Here is an 11,200-nt window from a genome sequence, read left to right on the forward strand (position 1 = left end):
GTCAGCGGCCGTGACGGCCCGCCGCCGCCCGGCGGCGGGCCACCGCGAACATCACGGCCGCACCGACGGCCAGGGCGCCGGCCCCGGCGACGGCGATCGCCGGGGTCGCGCCGTTGCCGCCCGTCTGCGCGAGGCCACCGCCCGTGGAACCGTCCGCGGACGGCGAGGAGAGCGGGACGGAGACCGGCACGGCGCCCGCCGCGCCGTTCGTCTTCGGGTCGTTGTCGCCGTGGCCGTGGTGCTCCACGGAGGACTTGCCCGCGCCGTCGGAGATCTGCCGGTCCGTCGGCGCCTTGGCCGGCGGCGCGGCGTCCTCGTCGGCGGCGGGCGAGGCGGGCGAGGCGGGTGCGGCGGAGGGCTTGGCGCCGGACCCGGCGGAGGGCCGCGTGCTCGGTCCGCCGCCGGGGGTGGTCCCCGTACCGGCGCCACCCGCCCCGGTGTCCTTGCCGAAGACCACGTCCGAGCAGGTGTAGAAGGCCTCGGGGCTGTCCGAGCGCTGCCAGATGCTGTAGACCAGGTGACGGCCCGTCTTCTTCGGGACCGTACCGCTGAAGACGTAGTCGCCGTTCTGCATGCCCGGGTCCGTGGCCTTCGCGAACGGGGCGGGCTCCAGGTCGGACCACTTCAGCGGCTTCGTCGGGTCGTAGCCGTCCTTCGTCACGTACAGCTCGAAGGAGCCCTTGTGCGGGGCGGTGCCCTTGTAGCGGAAGGTGTGCGCCCCGGCCGTCATCGGGCTGGCGGGCCAGTCCGCGCGGGGCAGGTCCAGCCCCTTGTACTTGGCGTTGCCCGCGGAGCACAGCTGCCCGTCGGGGATCAGCTTCTTGCTCTGGCCGGCCGCGTTGGCGATGTTCACCGCGTTCCAGTCGTAGAACGCCTGCGTCCCGCTCGCCGCCACGGCGGCCTTGCACGCGGCCGACTTCGGGGACTCCGGCCCCTCCGCGTAGCAGGCCGCCACCCGGCTCACCGGGTCCGTCATCGAACCGTGGGCGGCGGCGGGCCCGGCGGCGTACGCGGCCACCGCGAGCGGGGCGAGACCGGCGGCGGCGATACGGAGGGCGGTACGGCGACGGGACGCGGGCATGGGCGGATCTCCTTAGGGCACACAGCAGGGGCGCGCCGGCGGAACCGGGCGGCGCGGCGCCGCCCCCAAGCGGGCTCCCGCCGCCACCGGCCCTCGCTGGCCCCGCCAAGCTAGCCCGCGCGCACCGCCGCCGGCCCCGGATCCAGCCCCTCGCGGTGATCCTTAGGATCCGCTTAAGGAAGGCCTAAGCGGGCCCACAGGAAGGGGCCCCGGATCCCCCGCGCGGTGCCGTCAGACCAGCAGGGCGGGCAGCCCCGGGGCCGAGCGGGCCTGGTCGTCGAGGGCGTCGAGGGCGCGGACGGCCTGCGCCGCGGCCTCCGGGTCGCTCGTGGCGAGGCCGCTCGCCGCGAACTCGTCCTCGTCCAGCCGCAGGACGGACCCGCCGTCCGCCGACACCCACAGGTCCAGGTCCAGGTCGTCGACGACGATCTCGCCCTCGCGGACCACCGCCGGGCGGGTCACGTCGCAGTACCAGCCCTTGAGGACGCCCGCGCCGCTCCACACCTCCTTGACCGCGTACCAGCGCGTGCGCCAGAAGTGCTCCACGAACACGTCGCCCGGCTCGAAGCGCACGAAGCCGAAGTCCTTGACCCCGTCCGCCGCCCAGGGGGCGCGCACGGAGATCCGGTCGCCGTCGTCGGACACCTGCGCCGCCGGATAACTGATCTTGGTGCGGCCTGCTTTGGTGAGGGTGACGGTCCACCGCGTGGTCATCGTGTCGCTCCCGGCTTCCTCGTGTAGCGCGTCTCGGTCGCGCAGATCTCGTACCCGAACCACTCGTTGATCGCGAGCATCGGCCCGTTGCCGGCGTCGTTGCCGGTGAACGCCTCCGTGTACCCGGCCGCGCGGGCCCGGTGGAGGGAGTCCGTCTTGGCGAGGAGGGCGGCGCGGCGCACGCGTACGACGGCCTCCGCGTCCGCGGGGTCGGCGGGGCGCAGGTCGCGGATCAGGGCGGTCATGCGGCCGACGTTACGGGTGGGGCCGCGCCCCGCGCCTGCGAATTATCCGGGGGATGGGGGACAATCGGCCGCGTGACCTCGACCAACCTCAGGATCAGGATCGACGGCTCGGCCGGCGCGGCCGCCCCGTACGAACAGCTGCGCGCGCAGATCGCCGACCGGGCCCGGTCGGGGAAGCTCCCGGCGGGGTACAAACTGCCGACGGTGCGCGGCCTGGCGGAGGAACTGGGTCTGGCCGCCAACACGGTGGCCAAGGCGTACCGGGCGCTGGAGGCCGACGGGGTGATCGAGACGCGGGGCCGCAACGGGACGTTCGTCGCCGCCGCCGAGGGTTCCTCCCGGGAGGCGGCCGCGGCCGCGCAGGCGTACGCGGAGCGGGCGCACCGCCTCGGTCTGACGGAGGCGGAAGCCGTCGAAGCCGCCACGTCCGCCCTCCGCGCCCGCTACGCGGCCCGCTGACCGGCCGCCGACCCGGCTTACCGCCGCAGCGGTTCACCGCGCGGTCCGGTTCGCCCGGTGTCGGCCCGGCGGGCGTTGGTCCGGCCCGGTGCCCGGGGGCCGCGGCGAGGTCCGCCGCCCGGCTCGGCCGTCGGTGGTCCGCCGGCGGGCCGGGTTCGGGGCGTGCCCCGAGCCGCCCCCTCGTGACCGCCGGAGGCTAGAGGTACAGGCCCGCCTCCGGCGTCTGTGGCTGTGCCGGTACCACCGCCGCCGGTCCCGTGCCGCGGCGCAGGGCGAAGAGTTCGGCCAGGGTCGCGCCCTCGCGGGAGACGCCCTCCTCCGTGCCGAGCCAGTCCACCGCCTCCCCCCGCGTCAGCCGCCCGACCTCGATGCGGGCCAGGCAGCGCCCCGGGCGGACGACCGCGGGGTGGAGCCGCTCCAGGTCCTCGTTGGTGGTGACGCCGACCAGCACGTTGCGGCCCTGCCCGAGCAGACCGTCCGTCAGGTTCAGCAGCCGCGACAGGGCCTGACCCGCCGTGTGCCGGGCCTCCCCGCGGATCAGCTCGTCGCAGTCCTCCAGCAGCAGCAGCCGCCACCGCCCCTTGGCGGAACCCTCGTCCTCGCCGATCGCGATGTCCATCAGGTAGCCCACGTCGTTGAAGAGCCGTTCCGGGTCCAGGACACAGTCCACCTGGCACCAGTCCCGCCACGACCGGGCCAGCGTCCGCAGCGCCGAGGTCTTCCCGGTGCCCGGCGGTCCGTGCAGGAGCAGCAGCCGGCCCGCGATGTCGTCCGGGGTGATCTTCATCAGCCGGTCCATCGCCGTCGCCACCGGGGCGGTGTAGTTGGGCCGGACCTCGTCCCAGGTGCCCGCGGAGATCTGCCGGGTCGTGCGGTACGGGCCGCGGCGCGGGGAGACGTACCAGAACCCCATCGTGACGTTGTCGGGCTGCGGTTCGGGCTCGTCCTGCGCCCCCTCGGTGGCCTGGCCGAGGACCCCGGTGGCGAGTTCGTCGCTGACCGCGGTCACCGTCACGTCGGCGCCCCTGCTCCAGCGGGAGACGAGCACGGTCCACCCCTCGCCCTCGGCGAGCGTGGCGCTGCGGTCGGTGTCGCGCGCCGACCGGAGCACGGTGGCCCGCGGCGGCAGCAGCGTCGCCTCCGGCTTCACCCGGTCGATCGTCACGCTCTGCGCGTACGGCTGCTCGCCGGAGGCGAACCGGCCGAGGAACAGGGCGTCGACGACATCCGACGGTGAGTCACTGTCGTCCACGTTCAGGCGAATCGGCAGCGCGTCCTGCGGGTCTGCTGGCATGGCGCCCATGATCCGGCACGATGTGCCCGCACGCACCCGTGTTTCGCCGGATCGGGTGGCCGGGTTCCCTCTTCAAACGCAACGGGCGTGAAGATTCCGGCGCCAAGCCGCCCCGAAACATTCTTGGCATGGACACTTCCACAAGCTCGCGGCTGCTTGTACCACGGACTCAGGAGTAACCCCCCACAAGGAGCCATCCCCATGAGCATCAGACTGTCGCGCCTCGCAGCCCTCGCCTCCTCCCTGCTCCTCGCCGCCGGCGCCACCCTGCTCGGAACCGGACAGGCGGCCGCCGCCCAGGCCGACTTCGGCTACGTGGCCCTCGGCGACTCGTACTCCTCCGGCGTCGGCGCCGGCAACTACGACGGCGCCAGTGGCGACTGCAAGCGCACCAGCCGCGCCTACCCGGCCCTGTGGGCCGCCGCCCACTCCCCCCAGACCTTCTCCTTCGTCGCCTGCTCGGGCGCCCGTACGGACGACGTCCTCTCCGGGCAGCTCGCTCCGCTCAACTCCGGCACCGACCTGGTCAGCATCACCATCGGCGGCAACGATGCCGGATTCTCCGACGTCATGACGACCTGTGTGCTCCAGTCCGAATCCACCTGCGTCAGCCGCGTCAACGAGGCCAAGGCGTACGTGGACTCCACCCTCCCCGGCCGGCTCGACCAGGTCTACGACGCCATCCACGGCCGGGCCCCGGGCGCCAGGGTGGTCGTCCTCGGCTACCCCCGCTTCTACAAGCTGAACGGGAACTGCGTCGCCGGCCTCACCGAAGGCGAACGCACCGCCATCAACGGCGCGTCCGACTACCTCAACGCCGCGATCGCCAAGCGCGCCGCCGACCACGGATTCACCTTCGCCTCGGTCGCCGGATCCTTCACGGGCCACGAGATCTGCTCCGGCGACGCGTGGCTGCACAGCGTCAACTGGCTCAACATCGGGGAGTCCTACCACCCCACCGCCGCCGGACAGTCCGGCGGCTACCTGCCCGTCTTCACCGGCAAGGCCTGACAGGCGGGGCGCCATCCCGCGCCGTCTCCGCTACCCCGGACCGGCCTGCCCGCTCGGAGTCGGACTCGGCGTGGGCGTCGAGGTCGGCTCCGGCGGGTGCGTGCCGCCCGGCGTTGCGGAGGCGGCGGGGGAGGAGGCCCCGCCCGTCGGGGTCTCCTTCGCACACGTCACGGAGAACTCCAGCCACGGCGAGGCCGTCAGGGCGGGCTGCCGCACCTCCAGCCGGACCGCGTCGGCGAGGGTGGCACCCGCCCGGTGCCCGGACTCGCTGTGGTCCAACTGACGGGTCCGGGGCCCGTCCGCCTCGTACACGATGCTCTGCCAGTCCGACGCGGGAGCCGGTCCCCCGCGCGTGATCCAGCGGTACTCCACCACGGCGGGGGTGCGCGCCACCTCCAGCGTCCCGGTGAAGGCGGGCGCGAGCGTCCCGGGCGGCGGGCAGGTCCCGGCGTAGGCGGGGCGCACGGTGTGGACGTAGAGCGTGACGCTCTGCGGGGGCCCGGTGCCCGCCGACGCCGACACGGAAGCCGAGCCGGAGGCGGTCACCGGAGCGGACCTTGAGGCCGCCGCGGAGCCCGAGGGCCCGGCCCCACCGGCCCCGTCCGTCCCGGAGCCGGTGTTCCGCAGCAGGAGCCACACCAGCAAGGCCAGTACCAGCAGCAGCACCGTGATCCCGACGGTCAGCACCACCCCGGCCCGCCCCTGCCGGGGAGGCGGGGGTGACAGCGGCGCCGGGGCGGATGTCGGTCCCACCGCCGGGGTCTCCCCGTACGGGCCGCTCCCCGCGGGCGCGCCGCTGCCCCCGTACGCGCCGTCCGCCCCGCGCCCGACGGCCGTCGGGGCCGCCGGCCCCGACACCGGCCCGCCGGAGGCCCGGACGGTCCCGCCCGCGCCGATGATCCGCAGCATCCGGGAGGCCTCCGCGGCGGCGAGCCGCTCCCGTGGGTCCTTGCGCAGCAGCCCCTCCAGTACGGGCTCCAGCGCCCCGGCCCGGCGCGGCGGCGGAAGTTCGTGGTCCACCACGGCGTGGAGCGTCGACAGCGGGGTGTCCCGGCGGAACGGCGAGACGCCCTCCACGGCCGCGTACAGCATCACCCCGAGCGACCACAGGTCCGACTCCGGACCCGGGTCCTGGCCCAACGCCCGCTCCGGAGCCAGGAATTCGGGGGATCCGACCATCTCGCCGGTCATGGTGATCGCGGAGGAGCCCTCCAGGCTCGCGATCCCGAAATCGCTCAGCACCACCCGCCCGTCGTTGGCGATCAGTACGTTGGCGGGCTTCACGTCCCGGTGCAGCACCCCCGCCTCGTGCGCGGAGCGCAGCGCGGCCAGTACCTGCTCGCCGAGGTGGGCGGCCCGCTGCGGGGTCAGCGGGCCCTCGCCCTCCAGCACCTCCGCCAGCGAGAGCCCGCGCACCAGCTCCATCACGATCCAGGGCCGGCCGGCCTCGCTCGCCACGTCGTAGACGGTGACGACCCCGCGGTGCGAGACGCGGGCCGCCGCCCACGCCTCCCGCTCCAGGCGCCGGTACATGCGCGCCACCTCGGCGCCTTCCAGCCCGGCGGGCGCCCGCACCTCCTTGACGGCGACCTCGCGGCCCAGCACCTCGTCCCGGGCCCGCCAGACGATGCCCATGCCGCCGCGGCCCAGGGGGCCGAGCAACCGGTAGCGTCCGGCGACGACACGCGCGGCGTCGCCGGCTTCGTTCCCACTCACGCGAACCCCCAAGCGTCACCGGGTGATCACTCCAAGTTAGCGCAGTGCGCGCCGGGTGGCCCCCGTCGTGACGACACTCTCCTTTCACCCCTCCGAGGGGCTCCCCAAGTCGGCCGAATGCTGCGGAGAGTGACGGTCGACTCCGGTGAGTAATCGTCAACTACCCGTAACTACAGGGGTAATTCACACCACCGGGATACCCGAGTGTGACGCCGGGGCGATAGGGTTACCCTGCCCGGGCCGGGTGCCCTCGTACGGGTGGGGAGAGACATGGAACAGATAGCAATGCGCAGCAGGCCGCCCCGCGTGCCTGCCATCACCTGCGGTAGCAGCGCGGTCAGCTCGCGCCTCGACCGCCATCTCGCCGTGCTGGGCGGTCCCGCCGTCCCGCACCACGAGGCGGCCGAGGCGACCTTGCTGATGCGCGAGCTCACCTCCCGCGACCACACGCACGTCCAGCGGAGCCGGAGCGCGCGCGTCGCGCTGTTCGCCCCGCTGCGCAGGCTGCGTCGCACGCTCTTCGGCAGCCGCCGCTCGTAAAACGTCCCCGCGGCGCGGCCGGTCCGGCCCGGCCGCACCCCCGGCCCCGTCCCCTCCCGGGTGTCCACCGGGATCCTCCCGGCGTTTCCCCGGCCTCAGGCGATCACACCGTCCCGGCGCAGTGCCGTGATCTGCGCGCCCGTCATCCCCAGGGCGCGCAGCAGGGCGTCGGTGTGCTCGCCGAGCGCGGGCACCGCTCCCATCCGCGGCTCCGCACCACCCGGCAGCCCGATCGGCGGCAGCAGCGCGCGCAGCGGGCCCGCCGGTGAATCCACCTGCCGCCAGCGGTCGCGTGCCGCGAGCTGCGGGTGCGCGGCCAGCTGTGCCACCGAGTTGAGCCGCGCGCAGGCGATCCCGGCCGCCTCCAGCAACCGCACCGCCTCGTCCGCGCCGAGCCGGCCGAGCGCCTCGGCCACCACCGCGTCCGTCTTCTCCCGGCCCCGGGTGCGAGCCGCGTTCGTCGCGTACGCCGGATCCTCCACGAGGTCGGGCCGCCACAGCACCTGCCGCGCCAGGCGCCCCCACTCCCGGTCGTTCTGCACCGACAGCAGCACGCGGTCCCCGTCGGCCGTCGGGTAGGCGTCGTAGGGCGCGATCACGGCGTGCGCGAGACCCGTCCGTACGGGCTGCTCCCCGCCGTGCATCGTGTGGTGCAGCGGGTGTCCCATCCATTCGGCGAGGGCGTCCAGCATCGACACCTCGACGGGGCCGCCGCGGCCGGTCGTCCCGCGGCGCAGGAGGGCGGCGAGCACCCCGGAGAAGGCGTACATGGCGGCGGCGATGTCGGCCGCCGGGATCCCCGCCTTCACGGGGACTTCGGGCGTCCCGGTGACCGAGACCAGGCCGGCCTCGCACTGCACGAGCATGTCGTAGGCGCGCTTGTGGGCGTAGGGGCCCTCGGGCCCGTAGCCGGAGACGTCCACGGCGACCAGCCGGGGGTAGCGGGCGCACAGGGCCGCGGCGTCGATCCCGAGGCGGGCGGCGGCGCCCTGCGCGAGGTTCTGGACGAAGACGTCGGCGCCGGCCAGCAGTGCGTGCAGCACCTCCAGCCCGCGCGGGTCCTTGAGGTCGAGGGCGAGGGACTCCTTGCCGCGGTTGGCCCAGACGAAGTGCGAGGCCAGGCCGTGGGCGGCGGTGTCGTACGCCCGCGCGAAGTCGCCGCCGTCGGGGCGTTCCACCTTGATGACCCGGGCGCCGAGGTCGGCGAGCTGACGGGTGGCGAAGGGGGCGGAGACGGCCTGCTCGACGGCGACGACCGTGAGACCGGCGAGGGGGAGGGGTTCGGGGGCGGTGCCGCGGGGAGCGGTGGCGGGGGCCGGGTCGGTGTCCATGACACCGATGCCTATACCGGGAGGCCCGGGCCTGTCACCCCCTGCGGCCCCGGCGGTCGGTCCGGGGCGGCGCGGATCCGGCGTCCGGTCGCCGTCCGGCCACCGCCGTGCCGCCGCCGTGCCGCCGCCGTCCGGCCGCCGCCGTGCAGTCGCCGTGCCGCCGCCGCCGTCCGGTCGCCGTTCGGCCCTCGCCGTTCGTCCGGAGGGGGTCAGTCCCGGCCGCGGGCGAACCTGCGCGTGGCCAGCGGTACGAAGAGCGCCAGCAGGAGCAGGGACCACAGCACCGCCCCGGCCACCGGGTGGGCCGCCGGCCAGGACGCGCCCGGGGCCGTCTCGCCGCCCGCGTTGCCGCACAGGGCCCGTACGGCGGTGGCCACGGCGCTGATCGGGTTCCACTCCGCGACCGTCCGCAGCCAGCCGGTCAGGCCGGCCGTCGGCAGGTAGGCGCTCGACAGCATCGGCAGGATGAAGGTGGCGCTGCCGAGTTGCCCCGCCGCCTCCTCGCTCCGGCTCACCAGTCCGAGGTACGTCCCGGCCCACGCGGTGGCGAAGCGGAACAGCAGCAGTACGCCGAACGCCCCGACGGCGCCGGGCAGTCCGTTTTCGGCCCGCCAGCCCATCGCCAGTCCCACCAGCATCACCGGCACCAGCGACACCGCCGTGATCAGCAGGTCGGCGGCCGTCTGCCCCAGGGGGACGGCGGTCCGGCTCATCGGCAGGGTCCGGAAGCGGTCCATCACCCCGCGGTGCGCGTCCTGCGCGGCCGTGAACATGCCGGTCATCAGGCCGTTGGCGGCGGTCGCGGCGAGCAGTCCGGGCACCAGGAACTCGCGGTACTCGGAGCCGGGCATGGCGAGCGCGCTGCCGAAGACGTAGCCGAAGAAGAGCAGCATCGTCAGCGGCATCGTCTGGGTCAGCACGAGCAGCGCCGGGGCGTGCCGGGCCTTCTGGAGCTGGCGGGTCAGGACGGCGCCGCCGTCCCACAGCAGGGTGGTCATGCCGCGTTCTCCTTCACGGGGGCGGGGAGCGGAACCCGGGTGAGGCGCAGGAACACCTCGTCGAGGGTGGGCGGGCGCAGGCTCGCGTCCGTCACCGGGACGCCGGCGGCGTCGAGCGCGCGGATCACCTGCGGGAGGGTGACACCGGGGTCCAGCACGGTCGCCCCGACGGTGAGCCGCTGTTCGTCCAGGGCGGGCCGCCCGCCCGTGAGGCGGTCGAGGACCCCGGCCGCGGCCGGGAGGGCGTCCGCCCGCGCGACGGTGACCTCGGCGTAGGAGCCGATGCGGGCCTTGAGGGCGGTCGGGGTGCCGGTGGCGACGGCCCGGCCGCGGTCGACGACCAGGATGTCGTCGGCGAGCCGGTCGGCCTCCTCCAGGTACTGGGTGGTGAGCAGGACGGTGGTGCCCTCGTCGGCGAGCTCGCGCACGGCCGTCCAGATGTGCTCGCGGGCCGCCGGATCCAGGCCGGTGGTGGGCTCGTCCAGGAACAGCACCCGGGGGCGGGTGATCAGTCCGGCGGCGAGGTCCAGGCGCCGTCTCGTGCCGCCGGACCAGGTCGAGGCCATCCGGTCGGCGGCCTCGCCGAGCCCGAACCGTTCCAGCAGGTCGTCGGCGCGCTCCCGCCCGGCCCGGCCGCGCAGCCCGGCGAGGCGGGCGAAGAGCCGGAGGTTCTCGCGGCCGGTGAGGTCCCCGTCGACGGAGGCGTACTGCCCGGTGACTCCGATGGTGCGGCGGACGGCGCCGGGGTCGCGGGTGACGTCGTGGCCGGCGACCAGGGCGCGGCCCCCGGTGGGCGCCGTGAGGGTGGTGAGGATCCGGACGGCGGTGGTCTTGCCCGCGCCGTTGGGGCCCAGCAACCCGCAGACGGTGCCTTCCGGCACGGCCAGATCCAGCCCGCGCAGCGCGCGCACCTCACCGTAGTGCTTCTCCAGACCTTCACTAAGTACAGCGTACGTAGTTGTCATGTGTGGCACCGTACCTCACTGCGTACGGTGTACGTAACTAAGATGGGGGTGAGACGACGAGGTGATGTGACCGATGACAGCCGGCGGGCGACCCGCTGAACCCGAAGTGATCTGGACCCGCCCCGTGCGGGCGGGGCGCGGACCGCGCCCCGCGCACAGCCGGGACTCCATCGCCGCCGAGGCGGTGCGGATCGCCGACGAGGAGGGGATCGAGGCCGTCTCCATGCGACGCGTGGCGGCGGGTGTCGGAGCCGGGACCATGTCCCTGTACAACTACGTCCCCCGCAAGGAGGACCTCCACGAGCTGATGGTCGACACCGTCGGCGGTGAGTACGAACTGACCCCGCCGAGCGGCGACTGGCGCGCCGACCTGCTCGCGCTGGCCCGCCAGACCCGGGCCCTGATGCACCGCCACCCGTGGCTGCCGCGACTGCTGAGCCCGGTCTACGGATTCGGCCCGCACGCCCTGCGGTACCTGGAGCACAGCCTGGACTGCCTGGCGCCGCTGGAGGCTTCCGGCGGCGAGAAGCTGGAGCTGATCGCCGCGGTGAACGGCACGGTGGCGGCGTTCGTGGGCAGCGAGCTGGCCCTGGCCGAACGGGCCCGCTCGCTGCCCTGGAGCGAGGCCGCCGAACAGGGCGTACGGACGGCCTGGCTAGGTTCCCGGCTGGCGTCGGGGGAGTACCCGCGGCTCGCCGAGGCCCTCGCGGCGAGTGGCCCGGTGCACCCGGTGCCGCCCGACATGGGGGCGGTCTTCGACCGCTCGGTGTCCCGCCTGCTGGGCGCCTGGGACCCCGCTGCCTGAAGCGGCCGGCCGGCCGCGGCGCCCCGGTGGCCGCGGCGGCG

General features: G+C 74.8%; 11 protein-coding genes and 1 pseudogene. 4 read left to right on the top strand and 8 right to left on the bottom strand.

Going from position 1 to position 11,200, the window contains the following annotated elements; translation table 11 throughout:
• Window position 1: 1 nt before the first annotated feature.
• The 3 genes and pseudogenes from ACEPPI_RS21925 to ACEPPI_RS21935 form a co-directional block, all read right to left on the bottom strand.
• Window positions 2-1,081, bottom strand: coding sequence for a lytic polysaccharide monooxygenase (locus ACEPPI_RS21925; protein ID WP_373916949.1), 1,080 nt, complete (start codon window positions 1,079-1,081; stop codon window positions 2-4).
• A 231-nt stretch (window positions 1,082-1,312) separates the two neighbouring features.
• A complete protein-coding gene (locus ACEPPI_RS21930; RefSeq protein WP_373916950.1) occupies window positions 1,313-1,795 on the bottom strand; it encodes a DUF402 domain-containing protein in 483 nt (160 codons plus the stop codon).
• Window positions 1,792-1,980, bottom strand: a pseudogene (locus ACEPPI_RS21935) (GNAT family N-acetyltransferase); the annotation flags it as partial. The gene ACEPPI_RS21930 and the pseudogene ACEPPI_RS21935, both read right to left, overlap by 4 nt.
• Window positions 1,981-2,112: 132 nt before the next feature.
• On the opposite strand from ACEPPI_RS21935, the gene ACEPPI_RS21940 reads away from it, so the two are divergent.
• Window positions 2,113-2,499, top strand: coding sequence for a GntR family transcriptional regulator (locus ACEPPI_RS21940; protein ID WP_373916951.1), 387 nt, complete (start codon window positions 2,113-2,115; stop codon window positions 2,497-2,499).
• A 196-nt stretch (window positions 2,500-2,695) separates the two neighbouring features.
• Here ACEPPI_RS21940 and ACEPPI_RS21945 read toward each other — a convergent pair whose 3' ends face one another.
• Entirely contained in the window at window positions 2,696-3,793 is a 1,098-nt protein-coding gene (locus ACEPPI_RS21945) for a DUF5925 domain-containing protein (protein WP_373916952.1), read from the bottom strand.
• 207 nt (window positions 3,794-4,000) lie between these two features.
• Between ACEPPI_RS21945 and ACEPPI_RS21950 the strand changes: the two genes are divergently transcribed.
• Window positions 4,001-4,804 (top strand): SGNH/GDSL hydrolase family protein, encoded by an 804-nt coding sequence (locus ACEPPI_RS21950; RefSeq protein WP_373916962.1) that lies wholly within the window; start codon window positions 4,001-4,003, stop codon window positions 4,802-4,804.
• Between the two features lie 30 nt (window positions 4,805-4,834).
• On the opposite strand, the gene ACEPPI_RS21955 is transcribed toward ACEPPI_RS21950, so the two are convergent.
• Window positions 4,835-6,520, bottom strand: coding sequence for a serine/threonine-protein kinase (locus ACEPPI_RS21955; RefSeq protein ID WP_373916953.1), 1,686 nt, complete (start codon window positions 6,518-6,520; stop codon window positions 4,835-4,837).
• A gap of 270 nt (window positions 6,521-6,790) precedes the next feature.
• On the opposite strand from ACEPPI_RS21955, the gene ACEPPI_RS21960 reads away from it, so the two are divergent.
• A complete protein-coding gene (locus ACEPPI_RS21960; RefSeq protein WP_356214728.1) occupies window positions 6,791-7,060 on the top strand; it encodes a hypothetical protein in 270 nt (89 codons plus the stop codon).
• Window positions 7,061-7,155: 95 nt separating this feature from the next.
• Here the strand turns inward: ACEPPI_RS21960 and ACEPPI_RS21965 are convergent, their stop codons facing one another.
• From ACEPPI_RS21965 to ACEPPI_RS21975, 3 genes are all read right to left on the bottom strand, one after another.
• A complete protein-coding gene (locus ACEPPI_RS21965) occupies window positions 7,156-8,391 on the bottom strand; it encodes a CaiB/BaiF CoA transferase family protein (RefSeq protein WP_373916954.1) in 1,236 nt (411 codons plus the stop codon).
• Between the two features lie 209 nt (window positions 8,392-8,600).
• Window positions 8,601-9,389: an ABC transporter permease gene (locus tag ACEPPI_RS21970; RefSeq protein WP_373916955.1), complete on the bottom strand. Its 789-nt coding sequence runs from the start codon at window positions 9,387-9,389 to the stop codon at window positions 8,601-8,603.
• Window positions 9,386-10,354 (bottom strand): ATP-binding cassette domain-containing protein, encoded by a 969-nt coding sequence (locus tag ACEPPI_RS21975; protein WP_373916956.1) that lies wholly within the window; start codon window positions 10,352-10,354, stop codon window positions 9,386-9,388. The genes ACEPPI_RS21970 and ACEPPI_RS21975 overlap by 4 nt, the downstream gene beginning before the upstream one ends.
• A 73-nt stretch (window positions 10,355-10,427) precedes the next feature.
• On the opposite strand from ACEPPI_RS21975, the gene ACEPPI_RS21980 reads away from it, so the two are divergent.
• Window positions 10,428-11,159 (top strand): TetR/AcrR family transcriptional regulator, encoded by a 732-nt coding sequence (locus ACEPPI_RS21980; RefSeq protein ID WP_373916957.1) that lies wholly within the window; start codon window positions 10,428-10,430, stop codon window positions 11,157-11,159.
• Window positions 11,160-11,200 lie beyond the last annotated feature (41 nt).

The sequence above is a fragment of the Streptomyces sp. AB3(2024) genome (assembly GCF_041862025.1).
Classification (GTDB): domain Bacteria; phylum Actinomycetota; class Actinomycetes; order Streptomycetales; family Streptomycetaceae; genus Streptomyces.